This window comes from Acinetobacter sp. ANC 4636 (assembly GCF_054454555.1).
In genome coordinates this window covers 1-18,469 of the sequence record NZ_JBTKVD010000005.1, presented here as the reverse complement: position 1 = coordinate 18,469, position 18,469 = coordinate 1, and the positions used below count along the sequence as shown (strand labels likewise).

Annotated in this window: 15 protein-coding genes and 4 tRNA genes; 18 read left to right on the top strand and 1 reads right to left on the bottom strand. The window is 42.1% G+C overall.

Going from position 1 to position 18,469, the window contains the following annotated elements:
* Positions 1-12: 12 nt before the first annotated feature.
* Positions 13-1,446, bottom strand: coding sequence for an argininosuccinate lyase (argH, locus tag ACX1N5_RS06760; protein ID WP_116728011.1), 1,434 nt, complete (start codon positions 1,444-1,446; stop codon positions 13-15).
* On the opposite strand from argH, the gene ACX1N5_RS06755 reads away from it, so the two are divergent.
* The 18 genes from ACX1N5_RS06755 to ACX1N5_RS06670 all read left to right on the top strand — a co-directional run bounded on the left by ACX1N5_RS06755 (position 1,437) and on the right by ACX1N5_RS06670 (position 18,262).
* Positions 1,437-2,579 carry a sensor histidine kinase gene (locus ACX1N5_RS06755; RefSeq protein WP_458801293.1) on the top strand — a complete coding sequence of 381 codons (1,143 nt, stop codon included), beginning with the start codon at positions 1,437-1,439 and terminating at the stop codon, positions 2,577-2,579. The two genes, argH and ACX1N5_RS06755, sit on opposite strands and share 10 nt — an antisense overlap.
* 44 nt (positions 2,580-2,623) lie before the next feature.
* Positions 2,624-3,361, top strand: a complete 738-nt coding sequence (locus ACX1N5_RS06750) for a LytR/AlgR family response regulator transcription factor (protein ID WP_004749903.1) — start codon at positions 2,624-2,626, stop codon at positions 3,359-3,361.
* A gap of 84 nt (positions 3,362-3,445) precedes the next feature.
* Positions 3,446-4,366, top strand: coding sequence for a hydroxymethylbilane synthase (gene hemC, locus ACX1N5_RS06745; RefSeq protein ID WP_458801295.1), 921 nt, complete (start codon positions 3,446-3,448; stop codon positions 4,364-4,366).
* A gap of 1 nt (position 4,367) precedes the next feature.
* Positions 4,368-5,132 (top strand): uroporphyrinogen-III synthase, encoded by a 765-nt coding sequence (locus ACX1N5_RS06740; protein WP_458801297.1) that lies wholly within the window; start codon positions 4,368-4,370, stop codon positions 5,130-5,132.
* Positions 5,129-5,965 (top strand): hypothetical protein, encoded by an 837-nt coding sequence (locus tag ACX1N5_RS06735; RefSeq protein ID WP_458801299.1) that lies wholly within the window; start codon positions 5,129-5,131, stop codon positions 5,963-5,965. The genes ACX1N5_RS06740 and ACX1N5_RS06735 overlap by 4 nt, the downstream gene beginning before the upstream one ends.
* A gap of 9 nt (positions 5,966-5,974) precedes the next feature.
* The gene (locus tag ACX1N5_RS06730) at positions 5,975-7,171 is read left to right on the top strand and encodes a heme biosynthesis protein HemY (protein WP_458801301.1); all 1,197 of its coding nucleotides are present in this window, start codon (positions 5,975-5,977) and stop codon (positions 7,169-7,171) included.
* A gap of 203 nt (positions 7,172-7,374) precedes the next feature.
* A complete protein-coding gene (locus tag ACX1N5_RS06725) occupies positions 7,375-7,698 on the top strand; it encodes an H-NS histone family protein (protein WP_004902511.1) in 324 nt (107 codons plus the stop codon).
* 620 nt (positions 7,699-8,318) lie between these two features.
* Entirely contained in the window at positions 8,319-9,398 is a 1,080-nt protein-coding gene (locus tag ACX1N5_RS06720; protein WP_458801303.1) for an efflux RND transporter periplasmic adaptor subunit, read from the top strand.
* The gene (locus tag ACX1N5_RS06715; protein WP_458801305.1) at positions 9,391-12,486 is read left to right on the top strand and encodes an efflux RND transporter permease subunit; all 3,096 of its coding nucleotides are present in this window, start codon (positions 9,391-9,393) and stop codon (positions 12,484-12,486) included. The genes ACX1N5_RS06720 and ACX1N5_RS06715 overlap by 8 nt, the downstream gene beginning before the upstream one ends.
* Positions 12,486-13,985, top strand: a complete 1,500-nt coding sequence (locus ACX1N5_RS06710; protein WP_458801306.1) for an efflux transporter outer membrane subunit — start codon at positions 12,486-12,488, stop codon at positions 13,983-13,985. Before ACX1N5_RS06715 ends, ACX1N5_RS06710 begins: the two co-directional genes overlap by 1 nt.
* A 55-nt stretch (positions 13,986-14,040) precedes the next feature.
* The gene (locus ACX1N5_RS06705; protein WP_458801308.1) at positions 14,041-14,475 is read left to right on the top strand and encodes a RidA family protein; all 435 of its coding nucleotides are present in this window, start codon (positions 14,041-14,043) and stop codon (positions 14,473-14,475) included.
* 285 nt (positions 14,476-14,760) lie between these two features.
* Positions 14,761-15,405, top strand: coding sequence for an FHA domain-containing protein (locus ACX1N5_RS06700; protein ID WP_458801310.1), 645 nt, complete (start codon positions 14,761-14,763; stop codon positions 15,403-15,405).
* Positions 15,406-15,455: 50 nt separating this feature from the next.
* The gene (locus tag ACX1N5_RS06695) at positions 15,456-16,127 is read left to right on the top strand and encodes a phosphoglycolate phosphatase (RefSeq protein WP_458801312.1); all 672 of its coding nucleotides are present in this window, start codon (positions 15,456-15,458) and stop codon (positions 16,125-16,127) included.
* Between the two features lie 129 nt (positions 16,128-16,256).
* A complete protein-coding gene (gene trpE, locus ACX1N5_RS06690; RefSeq protein ID WP_458801313.1) occupies positions 16,257-17,750 on the top strand; it encodes an anthranilate synthase component I in 1,494 nt (497 codons plus the stop codon).
* A gap of 98 nt (positions 17,751-17,848) precedes the next feature.
* Positions 17,849-17,924 (top strand) — tRNA-Thr (locus tag ACX1N5_RS06685).
* Positions 17,925-17,978: 54 nt separating this feature from the next.
* A tRNA-Tyr gene (locus ACX1N5_RS06680) sits at positions 17,979-18,062 on the top strand.
* Between the two features lie 37 nt (positions 18,063-18,099).
* Positions 18,100-18,175 (top strand) — tRNA-Gly (locus tag ACX1N5_RS06675).
* 12 nt (positions 18,176-18,187) lie between these two features.
* Positions 18,188-18,262: transfer RNA gene (locus ACX1N5_RS06670), tRNA-Thr, on the top strand.
* Positions 18,263-18,469: the final 207 nt, after the last annotated feature.

Here is an 18,469-nt window from a genome sequence, read left to right as displayed (position 1 = left end):
TCTTATTGATCCTTAAGCGTAAAGTTTTTCTAAACGCGCATAAGCACGCTCAATTGCTGCAGCAACCTGTACAGGGGCAGTACCACCGATGTGGTTACGTGCGCTGACAGAAGCCTCAAGGGTTAAGGCTTTTTCAAATACATCTGCACTGATCAGGTCAGAGAACTGTTGTAATTGTTCAAGGCTGAGTTCAGACAAATCTTTTGATTCCTGTACGCCAAGCGCAACCGCTTTACCTACAATTTCATGTGCGTCACGGAATGCCACGCCTTTTTTCACCAAATAATCGGCCAAGTCAGTTGCGGTAGAGAAGCCACGTAGTGCCGCTTCACGCATAATTTCGATATTTGGAACCAGTGCAGGAATCATGTCGGCAAATGCCATGAGTGAGCCGCGAACGGTATCAATCGCATCAAACAAAGGTTCTTTATCTTCTTGGTTGTCTTTGTTATACGCCAACGGTTGACCTTTCATGAGGGTTAACAGGCTCATGAGGTCACCATACACGCGACCTGTTTTACCACGAATTAACTCAGGAACATCAGGGTTTTTCTTTTGTGGCATGATCGATGACCCTGTGCAGAAGCGGTCAGGAATGTTCACAAACTTGAACTGTGCCGATGTCCACAAAATCATTTCTTCAGACATACGTGACAAGTGCATCATGATTAATGATGCAGCGGCATTAAATTCAATGCCGAAATCACGGTCAGAAACCGCATCCAGTGAATTTTCGCTGACTGCTTCAAAACCTAACAACTCGGCTGTATAAGCACGGTCGATTGGATAGGTTGTGCCTGCAAGCGCTGCTGAACCTAGTGGCATACGGTTAACACGTTTACGGCAGTCGATCAGACGTTCGCTGTCACGTACCAGCATTTCAAACCACGCCATAAGGTGATGACCAAAAGTCACCGGCTGTGCTGTTTGTAAATGGGTGAAGCCTGGCATAATTGTAGCAGTATTTTTGGCAGCTAAACCCAAAATTCCTTTTTGTAGGCGTTCGAGCAGTTTGAGAATGTCGTCAATCTCGTCACGTACATATAAACGGATATCCGTTGCAACCTGGTCATTACGGCTACGACCCGTATGTAGTTTTTTACCTGTGATGCCGATGCGGTTGGTCAGGCGTGATTCGATGTTCATGTGAACATCTTCAAGGTCAATACGCCATTCGAAAGTACCTGCTTCGATTTCCTGACGAATTTCAGTCAAGCCTTGAATAATATCATCACGTTCAGCTTCAGTCAGAACACCGACTTTGGCAAGCATGGTGGCATGTGCAATCGAACCTGCGATATCTTGTTGATAAAAACGTTGGTCAAATTGCACAGATGCAGTAAATTCAGCAACAAAAGCATCAGTAGCTTCGGTAAAGCGACCTCCCCACATACCTGAAGTTTCATTGGTTTGCGGAGTATTAGAGGAATGAGAAGATGTGGTCATGGCGGCTCAGTAAAATAAAAAGCAGTATAACAAAAGCTCAGCAACTTGCCGATGCTCAAGATCATCATTCAGCCCAGAGTAGCGATGTGCTGAACAATCAGTCAGCCTATTTTTTTACGAAAATAGGTCGTTGGCAACACTTAATCGAATTATTTGCAGCCAGCAGTATTTTGGCGGTGGTATTGATGCTGGCTGAAGCAGGGGCTTGGCAAGCCATGAACTGGGGGCATGTCCTGCAATATTTGCTCTACATTTATTGGGTCATTCTGGCTTTTATTGTGGTGATTCAGAAAATACAGCCAAAAATAAACCATTTAAATCATGTTGTTGTATTTACGTTAGCATTTTTCTTGTTACAAGGGATCGTGCTTCTGACCACGATTTTCTTAAATGCATTGCTGTTGATGATGCATTTTGGATGGCGACAGCTTGGTGATTGGCAGCAGTTATTTGATCATGCCGGGTTACATCTCAGCTATGGCGTACTCATGGGGGCATTTTCGCTACGCTATCTGTACATTCGCGATCAGTGGCTTAAGCAGCAACATAGCGAATTGCAGGCGCGAATTCAGGCCATGCAGGCACGGATTCAGCCGCATTTCTTGTTTAATAGCCTCAACAGCGTGGTCAGTTTGATTGCGGTTGATCCCGATAAAGCAGAAGAGATGCTGATTAATCTGTCGCGTTTGTTTCGGGTGAGCTTTCAGGAACTCAAATTGGTGAGCTTGGCAGAAGAACTACAGATTTGCCGGCAATATATTGCGATTGAACAGATTCGCCTACGGGATCGTTTGCAGATGGATTGGCGCTTGCCTGATATTCAGGCACTGCAATATATTCAGATTCCAGTCCTGAGTTTGCAGCCTTTACTTGAAAATAGTATTTTTCATGGTGTTGAAAAAATAAGCAGTCCGTGTAAGATCAGTTTATTGGTAGAGATTCTCGACCGACAAGTTAATATTGTGATTACTAATCCATATTTACAAGAACAACAAGGGCAACGCCAAGGCAATGGCATTGCATTAGAAAATGTTAAACAACGGCTACGTGCCTATTATGGCGATGCTGCCTATATTCAATGTTTTGCAGGGCAGGGCATCTTTACCACAATCTTAACCTATCCGTATCAATAACAAGCGGATGACATACACAGCAAATCGGGGAATATAAAGCGCGTATGGATATTTTAATTTGTGATGATGAGCCGCTCGCTGTTGAACGATTGGTGCGTTTGGTCAGTGATTTGGGGCATCAGGTGGTGGCAACAGCTGAACATGGTGGGCAAGTCTACGATTTGGTTCTAGAGTATGAGCCTGATGTGGTATTGCTCGATATTCAGATGCCCGAAATAGATGGGTTAAGCTGTGCCCGCCAATTGGCGCATCTTGAGATCAAACCCGCCATCATTTTCTGTACAGCGTATGATCAGCATGCTTTGCAGGCTTTTCAGTCGCAGGCACAAGCTTATTTACTCAAACCGATTGCCAAAAATGAATTGTGTGAAGTCCTCGATCAAGTCTGTAAACCCAATCAGGCACAAGTCAGCCAATTTCAGCAATCATCCAGTCAAATATCCAAAAAACAGCGCCAGCACATTACCGCAAAGTCTCATCGGGGGGTTGAACTGATTCCGATTGAGCAGGTGTATTATTTTCTGGCAGATCAGAAATATGTCACCATTCGTCATCAAAAGGGTAGTGTCTTGATTGATGAAACATTAAAAGATCTGGAACTGGAGTTTGCTGACCAGTTTATTCGAATTCATCGCAATGCCTTGGTATCCATCAAATTTTTAGATGGAATTGAAAGTATTTGTTCTGGACAGTATCAGGTGCGGTTACGTGATGTCGCTGAGCGTTTGGTGATTAGCCGACGGCATTTGCCTCAGCTTCGCGAGTCTATACAGCAACTCTAAACAGTTTTTTAGGCTTGGGACTTGCATTTTTATTAGATCAGGTTAAGTTTAGTGCATCATCTCGATGCTCAGGCTTCATCCATTATGAATATTTTGAAAATTGCGACCCGTCAAAGCCCTCTTGCATTATGGCAAGCCGAGCATATAAAAAGTCGTCTTGAGCAGCTTTACCCTCAGTTAACCGTAGAATTGGTGACTTTTGTCACTCAAGGGGACAAAATCCTTGATACACCTTTAGCAAAAATTGGTGGAAAAGGTTTATTTGTCAAAGAGCTAGAAAGTGCCTTGCTCAATGGTCGTGCCGATTTAGCCGTTCATTCCATGAAAGATGTTCCAATGCAACTGCCTGAAGGCTTAACGCTGGCGGTTATTTGCGAGCGTGAAAACCCGTTTGATGCTTTTGTTTCCAATCATTACGCACATTTTGATGAATTGCCACAAGGTGCAGTGGTTGGGACATCTAGTTTGCGCCGTAAGTGTCAGATTTTGCAGCAGCGTCCCGATTTGGTGATTAAAGATTTGCGTGGCAATGTAGGCACTCGCCTTGGAAAACTGGATGAAGGTCAGTACGATGCCATTATTTTAGCCAGCGCAGGATTAAAGCGTTTGGGTCTGGAGCAACGTATTCGTCATCATGTTAGCGCAGACATGAGTTTACCTGCAGTTGGACAAGGTGCTTTAGGTCTGGAATGTCGTGATCAGGATCAGGTAGTTCTGGATTTGATTGCACCTTTGGCACATGCTGAAACTCAATATTGTGTACGTGCTGAACGGGCATTTAATGCGTATTTGGAAGGGGGATGCCAAGTGCCGATTGCAGGTTTTGCCACTTTGCAAGATCAGCAATTACATCTAGAAGGTCGGGTAGGGAGTATCGATGGTGTCGTGTTGTTGAAAGATGAGGTGACAGGTACTGTGGAGCAAGCTGAGCAGTTGGGTGTGCAATTAGCGCAGCAATTGTTGGCTCAAGGTGCAGGTGAATTACTCAAGGCGCTGCACCACTAAAATGCTTCTGCTGAATACTCGCCCAATTGAGCGTGCGCAAGCCCTGACGCAAATTCTACAACAAGACCAGATTGAAGTAGTGGAATTGCCTTTACTGGAATTAAAGGCAATGCCCTATTCCGCAGAGCTTGCAGCACTCTATCAGCAATTGCTGTGCGCTCAGGTGATTGTAGCCGTTAGCCCTACGGCGGTTGATGTGGGGATGCAGTATTTACAGGCAAGCCAAATCGAACTGTCCGCTTTAAATCAGGTGCAGTGGATTGCAGTGGGGCAGGCAACGGCACGCAGTTTGCAGCACTATGGCATTACTGCCAGTGTTCCAGATGTTGAGAACTCCGAAGGTATGTTACAACTTCCTGTGTTGCAGGGCTTGCATCTTCAGCGCGTGGCGTTTTGGCGGGGGCGTGGTGGACGACAGTTCATGATGGATGCCTTACAGCAGCGCGGTGTCAATATTTTGAATTTTGTGCTGTATCAGCGCCAGTGTCCCGCACAGACCACGACACAGTTTCAGCAATTATCCCCACGCTTGCTGACCATGACACAGCCTATCTTTGTTTGTATAAGTAGTGAAGCCAGTTGGTTGAACTGGGTCAAACTATGTCAAAATACCCCTGAAATTTTATCTAAATGTCAGTATCTCACTTTAGGGCAACGCTTAACGCAATTGTTGCTTCAGCAGCACATTCTCGCTGTGCAGCAGCTTGAAAGTTTAGACCCAGAGAGCATACGCAACTTTCTGTTAAAACAAAAAGGCACAGCATGAGAAAGTTATTTGTGGCTTTAAGTCTATTGATTGTCACTTGGATGGTAAAACTCAATTACGATCTGATGCAAAACTCCAAGCAATTACAAGAGCTACAAACGCGGATTTTGCATAGCGAACAAGCCAATGCCAATGCCAATGACCAGTTAGTGGCATTACAACGTCAACTTGCACCCGATACGTCAGAGGCTACTGCTTCAGATGTTGCCAGTAGTGAAAGTGCTGCTGTACATGTGCTTAATCCGATTATTTTGGTAAAACAGCAGTTGCAACTGGTACAGTTTGCTTTACGGCAGCAACAGGACGTTTATGCATTTCAACAATTGCAAAAGCTCAATCAGGAGATTGCAGCTTATGATTTATCACCCGCTCTGCAACAAAGTTTATATCAGGCAATTACTCAAGATTTACAAAATATTCAGCAATATCACGATAACCATCAAAATCAGCTAGATCAGTTACATTTAATATTTCGCCAAATGGATCAGCAATTAAATCAATTATTATTGAGCCAGACCCAACAATATCAGCCTGTGCAGCAAAAGCATTTTTGGAATCGCTGGTTTAAAGTTGAATCAACAGACCAGCCACAAACTGAATTAATGAATCAACGGCTGGTATTAAAAGAAATGCAAATACGTCTGGTACTCGCAAAACAATTGCTTGAATCTGGCCAATATGATGAATATCAGCAAACATTGTTAGATGTAAATCAGTTATTGCGTCAAGCACCGACATTTAATCGCCATGCTTTAAGTGTATTACTTGAAAAAGCCAAGCAGCTGCCTGCTGTGACTATGCCGAAACTCACTGCACTGGCAATATTGAATTAGAGGTCAGGCATGAAACAGATTTTATATTCTTATGCATTTGTGCTGCTGCTTTTAATTGCGCTAGTGAGTATCCTGAGTTATGGGTATGGCGCAGGTTATGTCTATGTTTATTTTCGACATTGGCAAATTCAGAGTAATGTTTGGGCATTATTAATTTCGCTGGTCATACTGAGCCTGATTGGACAGGTATTATGGTTGCTATTTAAACGTTATTTTTCCCGACTTGAACAAAGAAAACAGAAAGTATTTAATTTTGAACATTTGCACCCTTATGAAAAAATGGCGGTATTGTGGTTATTAGATGCCAATCAAGAAAAAAGGGACATGGTTGAAGGGATTTTTAAACAATCTAATTTATTAAATGAAGTGATTCATGCATTTTTCCTCTGGAAGCAGGGTGATGCAAAATCAGCATTAAATATGCTTGAACATAGTCCTGCTATGGCGTTTGAATTGGCAGAATTGCAGCGAATTGAAATTTATTTATCTGAACAAAACCCTAATCATGCATTAACCCATTTGGAATTTTTATCTCAGCATGAATTATCTCCTTGGCTAAAAGACATTCAGCAGGGATATCTGCAGCGTTTAACCTTGCTTTGGGGACAGTTTGCGGTGCAATTTCCGTGGCTGTATGTACAAAGTAGTCAGTTTGGGCAGCTCAATGATCTTGATAAAACCCGTTGGTTGCAGCAGATTTTAATTGCCTTTGATCAGGCCAGCCCAGAAGATTTAAATCATTTACAGCAGCGTTATGAAGAGTTTAAAGAGACGAAGCTGCATGACACAACCCGTGAAAATAAAGTGTTGTGGTTGAAGGTCTTAGCGCGGTTACCAGAGATGAGTCTGGCGCATGAAATGTTGGCTGAAACATTACTGGATGAATTGTTTGATCAGGAAGTTTTTTATTTGTGGTTTGAAAAACAATTGTTAAAACAAACACCTGCATATGAGAAAATTGAACAACAGTTAAATATGTGGGAAGAAAAATACCCAAATATTCCTATATTTAGTTTTGCAAGATGGTTTGTTTATCAGGAAACAGGTCGTTTTTCTGAAGCAGAAAAATTATTAGAATTATATCCAGATAATATATTAATGAGTTATTTAAGAATTAAAAACCAGTTAAAGGATAATGAAGTTCTGGTACAACAGCTTAATTTACTGTTTGAGAGTAATACGAACTTTTTAAAAGTAAATCTATAGCTGAATAATTTTGCAATTCGAATATCAGGATATTTAAAATATGAAACTAGAGGTTTTATGATTTAAAAATAAAAAGCGGTTGATGTTGTAAAAATAAGTTATTTCTTTGGCTTTTCTCTATACTTAATAATCATGATTAGATTAATATATTTGACATGGAAGTTTATTTTAAATAGATTTCAATCTGAATTTGGAGAAAAACTGTGCAAGACATTAGTACTTTATCTGTTGAAGAGTTAAAACGCTTACAACGTGAAGCGGAAGTTTTAATTGCTTCTAAAAAAGAACAGGCAATTCAAGATGCTTATAATCAAGTAATTGAAATTGCTTCAGGTCTTGATTTAACAATTGAGCAACTACTTGAATATGGCGCTCAAAAACGTAAAAGCCCAACGCGTAAAACTGTTGAGCCACGCTACCGTAATAAAAACAACCCAGAAGAAACTTGGACTGGTCGTGGTAAACAACCTCGCTGGTTAGTGACTGAGTTGGAAAAAGGCGCAAGCTTGGAAGACTTCTTGATCTAATCGAGATGAATAAGATGAAAAAAGCTGAATTTATTTTAGATTCAGCTTTTTTTATGTGTGCTGTTGCAGGTTTTATTGTTTGACGACATTCTAACAATTGGGTCACTTTCATGATTGTTTCAACTCTTTTTATATTTGGTTCATAGGTGCAGAAAATAGATCAATAAAAGAAGTGAAGTTTTACAGTTAAATTCACGATGTAGTAGATTTGAGTGGATGAATGCTACATATTTGTGAATAGTATTGTTGAATAAATCATCATGAGTCGTTTGGTATAACGCTGCTATGTTTAATCAGATTAAAATAATCATAAATATTACAATTTTATATCATTAACTTGTCATTTTAGAGAATTATAATCTGGAGTATTTGGTTTAATTTTTAAATATATTTCAACTATTTAAATTCTTTTTTTAGAGTCTTTTTAATTTTTGTTTAATTTTTAATTTATATGATGTATGCGCTTTAAGCAGGTCGATTTTTAAAAAAATCACGAATCCAATACGATTTAAGGTAGCCAGACTATGCCTTCAACCAATCATAATGCTTCAAAACTATCTGTCGGTTCAAAGTTGGCTATTGCATTCGGAGGATGTTTGCTGATAGGCATCATTTGGATCGTGTCATTTCATAAAAATGAACCTGCTGAAGCTAAAAACCCTAGCCCTCCACCTGAAATGTTTAAACATCAAGGGGATGAATATATTGTACCGAATCATTCACCTTTAATCAGCCATCTCAAAGTCATGCCTGTGAGTTCAGGTGGTTCGGCTCAAGTGACCAGCTTCCCTGGCATGGTTGAGGCTAATACGGCAGCATCTGCCAATATTGAGCCTCCACTGACAGGTCGTATCGTTCAACTCAATGTAAAAATTGGCGATCATGTTCACAAAGGGCAAGTGCTTGCGATCATGAGCTCTGGAGATTTAGCCCAAGCGTATGCAGATGTGAGTAAAGCCAAAGATAGTTTGAGTTTAGCCAATGCCAGCTTAAAACGTGCGCGTGAAGTCAATGCGATTGGTGCGAATGCCAATAAAGATTTGGAAGCGGCTCAAAGTACACAAATTCAAGCCAAAGACGAATATGAACGTGCAACGCAACGTTTAAAAACCCTGGCAGGGCATGGCGCAAAACGGTCAGGCTCCGAAGCCTTTTTGCCGATCGTTTCTCCAATCAATGGTGATGTCACGGCTTTAAATGTAGGCCTTGGCTCATTTATCAATGACAATACCAATGCGATTTTGACCATTGCAAATTTTGATCAGATCTGGGTAACTGCAAATATTCCAGAAGCACAGCTGAATCAGGTGCATACAGGGCTAGAGGTAGATGTAACTTTCCCCGCATACCCAAACCAAGTGTTCCATGGGCGTATTGGGAATATCAGTAATGTTTTAGATAGCGACACCCGCCGCACCAAGGCTCGTATTTTATTTGATAACACCAATATGAAATTGAAGCCAAATATGTTTGCAACGGTGCAAATTAAAAATAATAACCAACAGAAAATTACTGTGCCGCAGTCTGCGTTGCTGATGAATAATGAGCAAATCACCGTTTTTGTAGAAATAAAACCACATACCTATGTACGGAAAATTGTGGAATTGGGCAGTGAAAATGATACTGATGTGCAGATTATCTCTGGCTTAAATCCATCAGATCGCGTGATTGTTAGTGGTGGAGTGCTACTCAATGATTAATCGTCTGATTGCCTTATTTTTCCGTCGCCGTCACTTGGTTTGGGCGATTGCCATTATTCTCGCAATTTATGGCATGTACTCATGGAAAGTGATGAAAGTAGAAGCGTATCCAGAACTTGATGATGTCACTGTGCAGGTCACAACACAAGTTCCTGGGCTGTCTGCTGAAGATGTTGAGCAACAAATTACAACACCATTAGAACGTAGTCTATATAGTACGCCAGGCGTCACAACCATTCGTTCTAGTAGTACTTTTGCACTTTCTCTGATTACACTAGTTTTTGACAGTAAAGATGATTACTTTGCTCGTCAACGGGTGATGGAGCGTTTAAGTAGTGTCACCTTACCAGCTGGTGCTCAACCTAGTTTAGGCCCGCTAAGTGGTTCAGGCGGTGAAATTTATCGTTATACCCTCGAATCTGAAAATAAAAATTTGATGCAGCTTTCAGAGATCCAGCGCTGGGTTGTGATGCCTGCATTTAAGCAGGTTGCAGGGGTTGCTGATGTCAATAACTTTGGTGGTTTAACCAAAGAATTCCGTATGGAATTAGACCCTGCAAAAATGCAGCAATATGGCGTGGTTCTTAATGATGTGACCACAGCAATTAACTCCAGCAGTTCAGATGCCGGCGGTGGGCGTATTACCCGAGGTGAACAAAGCTATGTCGTGCGTGGCGTTGGTCAGGTTCATTCCCTTGAAGATTTATCTTCAGTTGTTGTGACGCAAAAAAATGGCATGCCTATTTATTTAAAAGATTTAGGCAAGCTGGTGATTGGGCATCAAGAGCGTGAAGGGATTGTAGGTAAAGACTATAACCCAGACACGCTAGAAGGGATTGTTTTGATGACAAAATATCAAAACCCTTCAACCGTTCTAGATGGTGTACATGCCAAAGTTGATCAACTGAATAAACAACTTGCTCCGCAAGGGGTTAAAATTGTGCCTTATATCGACCGAGATAGCTTGGTCAAACTCACTGTCGATAAAGTGACACATACGGTAATGGAAGGCGTCGGGCTTGTCTTGATTGTTCTGATCTTGTTTTTGGGAAGCCCGCGCAGTGCCATTATTGCGGCGGTTGCCATTCCAGCGGCGTTGGTGACGGTATTTATTCTGATGAATTTTACCAATATGCCTGCCAATTTATTTTCGCTTGGGGCAATCGACTTCGGGATTATTGTCGATGGGGCAATTGTGGTCATGGAGGCCATTTTAAGACGGCGAGAAGAAGAACCAGATGTGGTTTTAGGCGAGCAAGATATCTTGGAAACTTTAAGTTATGTTGGTCGTCCGATTTTCTTTGCAACACTGATTATTATTACTGCCTATTTACCATTATTTGCCTTTGAACGTGCTGAAGGTAAGTTGTTTACACCGATGGCGATTACAGTGAGCTATGCATTACTCGGTGCTTTAGTCTGTGCGATCGCATTGATTCCGGGATTGGCTTACGTCGCTTTGAAAAAGCCCAGAAAGGTTTTTGAAAATAAACCCTTAATCTGGCTTACTGAAAAATATAGAAAGGTTTTAACCACTTTATTATTCCGCCCAGTGATTGTTTATAGCATTACGATTTTGTCTTTAGTGGCTGTGGTCTTACTTGGCGCGCGTACAGGGCGTGAATTCTTGCCTGAGTTGGATGAAGGTGCATTGTGGCTACAAGTGCAGTTGCCAACAGGTATTTCACTAGATAAATCCAGTGAAATGGCCACAAATCTGCGCCGTGTTTTACTCAAGCACCCTGAAGTGTCTTATGCGGTGAGTCAGGTTGGACGCAGTGATGACGGCACAGACCCGTGGACACCCTCGCATATCGAAATGCCAGTTGGGTTGAAACCTTATAGTGAGTGGCCAAATGGCGAAACCAAGGCTCAATTTATTAAAAAGTTGGGGCAAGAATTTAGCCAAATGCCGGGTTACGATATCGGGATTAGCCAGCCGATTATTGATGGCGTAAACGATGCGGTAGGTGGTGCGCACAGCCCATTGGTTTTACGTATTTATGGGCCAGATTTAAAAGAAGGTCGCCGTATTGGTGATCAAGTGGTCGATATTTTAAAAGGAATCCGAGGAACAGCTTCAGCTTCATTATTTCAGGAGCCGCCTATCCCGCAAGTTATGATCAAGGTGAATCGTGAAGCGGCAGCAAGATATGGTATTAGCATTGCCGATATTTCTGCGCTGATCCAAACAGGTGTCGGAAGCACGCCGATTATTCCTGTGTACGTTGATGCCCGCCAATATAACGTGACAGTCAGTTTCCCTAAAAATGCGAAGAATAGCCCTGCCGAATTGGGTGCTTTGCAATTAAACAGCGCAAGTGGTGCAAAAATTCCATTGGCTCAGGTGGCAAATATTTCACTCAAAACAGGTGAAAGCACCATTTCGCATGAGCAGGGCGAACGACAAATTACCGTTCGTATTGATAACCGTGGTCGTGATTTAACATCATATTTGGCTGAGGCGCAGCAAAAAATTAATGCTCAAGTCAAACTCGATCCAAGTAAATATCATATGGAGTGGGCAGGACAGTTCCAAAGCCAAGATCGTGCCGAAAAACGCCTAGGGTTTATTATGATTTTAGTGATCGGCATGATGGGCGCTTTGTTATTTTTCCAGTTTGGACGCTTCCGTCAGGTATTACTGATTTTAGGTGTTGTGCCACTGGCGACTTTAGGGGGGCTTATTGCGCTGAATGTGACGGGGAATACCTTAAATGTCGCGAGTGCAGTCGGCTTTATTGCGTTGTTCGGTGTTTCTGTCCAGAACGGGATCATTATGGTCGCCAATTTCAGGCGTGCGCGCGGGGATGGGCTTGATCTAGATCAAAGTATCATTACCGCAGCAAGTGAACGTTTACGCCCTGTTTTAATGACGGCTACGGTGGCTTCTATTGGGATGCTACCAGCAGCACTGGCAACAGGAGTCGGCACAGATGTACAGCGTAATTTGGCTACAGTTGTGGTCGGTGGTCTCATTGTATCGACTTTATTGACCTTATTTATTGTTCCAGTATTTTATTATGTGATTGAAAGATTTGCTGAAAATAAAAAATGGAATATGCCTGGACGTCGGAGTCATCGTTAATGAAAAACTTGAGACCATATACTTTGTCGGTAAATGTTTTAAGAAAAGGCACATTCTGGAGCGGGATAGGTTTGCTGGCAATCCTATCAGGATGTACGGTTGGCCCCAATTATCAACGGCCCGATGTTCATTTACCTAAGGCGCTCGTTGAGCAACCTAATTTGGCATTATCTCAGGCTCCTTCAACAGCACAGAAATATGTTTTACAAGATATTCCTACAGCATGGTGGCAAGCCTTTCATTCACAAGAACTGAATTTACTGATCGAAAAGTGCCTGAAAAATAATCCTTCTGTGGCAATTGCCCAAGCGAATCTAAATCAGGCTTTGGAAAATGTGAAAATCCAGCAGGCTGCATTTTTCCCTTCCGTATCTGCAAACTTTAACCCAACTAGACAAAGAGTTGCGAAGTCATTGGCTAGCCCCTTAGCTTCGAACAGCTATATCTATAATTTGCATACAGCACAATTAAATGCGTCCTATAGCCTAGATGTATGGGGAGCAAATAAACGTCAGGTTGAAATGCTCAAAGCTGAAGCAGATGCAAGTCGCTACAATGTAGAAGTGACTTATCTCACTTTGATTAGCAATGTTGTCAATGCGGCAATTCAAGAAGCGATTATTCGTGATCAAATTCGAATTACGCAAAATGCAATTCAAAAACAACGTGAATTAACCTCGATTCTGCATAAAGCGAGAGTACTCGGACAGGTGTCAGATGCAGATGTGATGACACAAGAATCGGCGCAATTGGCGGTGGAAGCGACGTTACCTCCTTTACAAAAACAACTGGCAATTCAACGTGATTTAATCAAGGCTTTAGCAGGTGAATACCCGAGTGATCGTTTGGCTGCCGAGTTTAATTTAACTCACTTTAAGTTGCCATATGAACTACCAGCAGCACTACCTTCAAGTTTATTGCAACGCCGTCCCGATATTCGCTTATCTGAAGCCATGTTACATTCTGCGAGCGCCAATATCGGCGTTGCAGTTGCAAATAGATTGCCAAATATTGCCTTAAGTGCGGATTTGGGGTCATCTGCCGATAAAATCTCAAACTTATTTGCATCGGGTTCAAGTTTTTGGGGGCTTGGCGCAAACATAACTGCCCCTATTTTTGATGGTGGTGCATTAAAACATAAAGAAAAACTAGCACGTGCTGCTTATGATGGTGCAGTCGCACAATATAAAAGCACGATTATTGCTGCATTTCAAAATGTTGGTGACGTGATGCAATCGATCCAGTCAGATCAAAATGCCTATGGCACAGCTTTACAGGCTACACAGGCCAGTTCAAAAAGTTTAAATTTGGCACGCAAACAATACCGTTTAGGTGATATTAGTCGTATAGCTTTACTACCACTTGAGCAAAATGATTTACAAATGCAATTGGCATTAGCACAGGCTCAAGGCAATCGCTTACAAGATACGGCTGCATTATTTCAAGCTTTAGGCGGGGGATGGTGGTCAACTCAGCAAAATCAAGAGATAACAAAATAACAACATCTGCGCCATGTAATTAGATATTGTGAAATAAAGAATAAGGAGAATTCAAATGGTGACAATTACACGGCATGAAATCGGTCCACGATTTAGTGAAATGACCATTGCTCATGTAGGTTCAGCAAATTTTATTTATATTTCAGGGCAGGTGGCTGAAAATACAATTTTAGATGTTGAAGGCCAGACCAAGGAAGTTCTGAAATTTATAGATCGCTTGCTTGCACATGCGGGTGCCAGCAAAAAAGATATTGTTTGCGCCCGAATTTATTTAGCTTCTGTGGGGGATTATGCACAAATGAATGCTGTCTGGGAGGATTGGGTGCCAGAAGGCTGCCCACCTGCTCGTGCGGCTTTAGGCGTGAAACTGATTGACTCGGAATATAAAATTGAAATTGAAGTTCAAGCAGTTGCAGAACAACATGTTCTTGAAGATGAAAATTGTTTAACGGGTGCGAGTTTAAAGCATCAATCTGAGCATAAGCGTTAAAAAATGAATGTGATGATGAATCAACAAGCCTGCTTAATAGCAGGTTTTTTTTGAATTTAAATCTTGGTGATTTTATTGGGACGTATTTAAAAATTGAATCACACTTCATATGATGCTGCTGGAAATACAATTCAGATCATGGATATTGTTCAATAAACCATCTAGGCAGGTTCGTGTAATACAGCTCTGTTCAAAGATAAAGTGAATTGAATCATTGGGCTGACAGGGGCAGCATGATCGGCTAAACATGTTATTCTATGTGAAACGAGAAAATGGGAAATCAATATGAGTTGGACACTACAGGCGATTTCTGATGAATTACAGGGTCAGGAAATCGAAGTAAAACAAGATATGCTGGTTGGACGTCATCAAGACTGTGACCTGGTTTTGCAATCTTCGGCGATTTCCCGCCGCCATGCAGCATTGAACGTTCGTGATGATCAATTGTGGTTAACTGATTTAAATTCATCCAATGGCACGTTTGTGAATGATTTGCGTATTGCTCAAGAGACGCTGTTAACGCAAGGTGATATTGTTCAATTTGCGAATTTAAAATTCGCGCTGTTGGCTGAAAATGCAGATTTGGCCATTGATGAAAATCTTGAATTACCTAAAGCAGCGAGCCAAATAGAATTAGACAATCATGCTCAGAAAATGAGTGAGCAGGGTATGCCAAGCTTAACAGAGCGTGCAGCAGAAACGACTGTCAGCCGTGAAGGCATGCCGCAACAGGTTTCTGTACCAAAACCTGCACCAATTCCTGAAGGTATTGACCTTCATGCCAAAGTTGAACCTACTCCAGTGCCGATTGAACCGCCTGCATCTCGTGTTGAACAGGAAGTTGAACAACAGAAAAATGTATCAGTTGGGTTGATGACCATCATTGCGATTATTATTTTGGTTGTTTTGGCATTTGTATTCTTTAAATAAGACGAAGTGGTGAGGTTGCAACACAACCTCATACTTAAAAGGAGAAATCCATGTCATCGGTCAGCCGATTACAGCAGCGAAATGTCATTTTATTTGATTTAGATGGCACCTTAATCGATACCGCAGCAGATATGTTTCGCGCCATGAATCTGACCCTGCAACAGCTTGGCTATTCACTTGTCACTGAAGCGCAAATCCGTGAATGGGTTGGGCAGGGGACGTCCAAGCTCTGTGATCGGGTGCTGATGCATTTACAAGGGCAGATTGACCCTGAGCAACATCGGCAGCTATTGGAAAAATATCTCGAAGTTTATGAACTTGAATTGTGTGTAGAAAGCCAGTTATTTGAAGGGGTGTTGCCTTTTCTACAGTATTGCCAGTCACAGCAGTTAAATATGGCATGTGTGACCAACAAACCTGAGCATCTGGCAAAAATCCTGCTCAATAAACTTGAAGTCGGGAACTTCTTTAGTTTGGTTGTTGGAGGGGATAGTTTGCCGAAACGTAAACCTGACCCGATGCCACTGTTGCATGCTATGGATTTCTTTCAGGTACAACCTGAAAAGACCCTGATGATTGGCGACTCAAGCAATGATGTTGAGGCTGCACGTCGTGCAGGGATTGACTGTGTGGTAATGAGTTATGGCTATAATCATGGTGAAGATATTTCTGCTTGCCAACCGCAGCAAGTGATTGATACTCTCGAAACCTTAATCGTTTAATGTTTGTTTAATAAGTACAGGAATCTTGGAATGAATATGATCACCTTTTTTCGATGGCGTCGCTCATAACCACGCTTAACCGAGTTTTGACTGATCAACCCTATTTTTAAAATAAAAGGCATTCCACAAATGATGACTCCTGAACGCTTTCAACAACTGCAACAACAAGGTTTTAACACCATTCCCGTTTACCGTCGCCGTCTGGCAGATACCGATACGCCGTTGTCGGTGTTTGCTCGCCTGAAACAGCATGCACAAGCTTATTTATTTGAGTCGGTAGAGGGTGGGGAAAACTGGGCGCGTTATTCAATTATTGGATTGGGTGAATCAACGATCTTTTCTTGTAATGAAGGTCAGCTTACGATTCAACAACCTGATGGGCAGATCACTCAACAGTCATGTAGTGACCCATTTCAATATATTCGTGACTTTCAGGCTCAGTTTAAAGTCCCGACACAGCAACAATTACCAGAGCTACCGAGTTTTACAGGTGGTCTAGTAGGTTACTTTGGTTATGATGCTGTGCGTTATATTGAGCCGCGTCTGAACCATATTCCAAATCAAGACCCTGTTGGCTTACCTGATATCTGGATGATGTTGTCAAAAACCGTGATTGTTTTTGATAACTTGAAAGATACCTTATTTATTATTGTGCATGCAGATACACAAGATGCCGATGCTTACCAAAAAGCACAGCAGCAACTTGATGAGATTGAAAAACAGCTCAATACACCAATTAGCCTAGAAGCCAAACCGCATACAGCACCACATTTTGAATCGCTTACAGGTAAAGAGAAGTTTTTACAAACGGTTGAGAAAGTCAAAGAATACATTCGTGCGGGCGATGTGATGCAGGTGGTGCCTGGGCATCGCATGGTGTCAGATTTCGATGGTGAACCTTTGCAAGTGTATCGTGCGCTACGCCATCTCAACCCATCGCCGTATCTATTCTTGGTGCAAGGGCATACCTTAACCGATCACAAACCATTTCATATTGTGGGTTCATCGCCTGAAATTCTTTCCCGTTTAGAAAATGGAATAGCCACTGTGCGCCCACTTGCTGGTACGCGCCCACGTGGTAAAACTAAAGAAGAAGACTTGGCACTGGAAAAAGACCTACTTTCTGATGAAAAAGAAATTGCTGAGCATCTTATGCTGATCGATCTGGGGCGTAATGATGTTGGGCGCGTGTCTAAAATTGGAAAAGTGCAAGTGACTGACCGCATGGTAATCGAACGTTACTCGCACGTAATGCATATTGTTTCGAATGTACAAGGTGAAGTACGGGATGATGTCGATGCTTTGGATGTTTTTAAAGCAACATTCCCGGCGGGAACGCTATCTGGTGCGCCAAAAATCCGTGCAATGGAAATTATTGATGAAGTAGAGCCAGTAAAACGCGGTATTTTTGGTGGTGCAGTCGGATATTTGGGTTGGCATGGTGAAATGGACATGTCGATTGCGATTCGTACCTGTGTTATTCGTGATAATAAAGTCTATGTACAGGCTGGAGCAGGGCTGGTTGCAGACTCAAATCCTGAATCTGAATGGAATGAAACCCAAATAAAAGCTCGCGCAGTGATCAAAGCGGTTGAATTATCATCAAATGGATTGATTTTATGAGTTTTTCGCGGTTTTTTTAAAAAAACCGCTTGCATCATTTCTGAGTTTTGCTAAACTGCACACCGTTCCGATACGAAACGTACGAAACACTAAGAAACGCCGGCATAGCTCAGTTGGTAGAGCAACTGACTTGTAATCAGTAGGTCCACAGTTCGAATCCGTGTGCCGGCACCATTTAAAAGTGTGAAGTTTAGTTGAGTAAGAACAGCACTGAAATAAGTGTGATCTGGTGAGATTCCCGAGCGGTCAAAGGGAACAGACTGTAACTCTGTCGCGAAAGCTTCGAAGGTTCGAATCCTTCTCTCACCACCATATTTAACTTCGAATGAGGTGGTATAAATACCAACACGCGGGAGTAGCTCAGTTGGTAGAGCGGCAGCCTTCCAAGCTGCATGTCGCGAGTTCGACCCTCGTCTCCCGCTCCATCGAAGCTTATCGCTCTTATAGCTCAGTGGTAGAGCACTCCCTTGGTAAGGGAGAGGTCTCGAGTTCAAATCTCGATAAGAGCTCCAGATTACAGTTTAGTAGAAATATCTACAAATTTTTAAAGAAGCAGGCTTATTAGTCTGCTTTTAAAGTATTGGGCGTCTGTTTTTTTTGACTATATGTCGATGTGTTGTGTAGCTTCGGTGTCTTTTGTAGCCTCTTGTAGCTTGCTTTCGACGTAAACGAGGAAGATCATCATGGCTAAAGCCAAGTTTGAACGTAATAAGCCACAC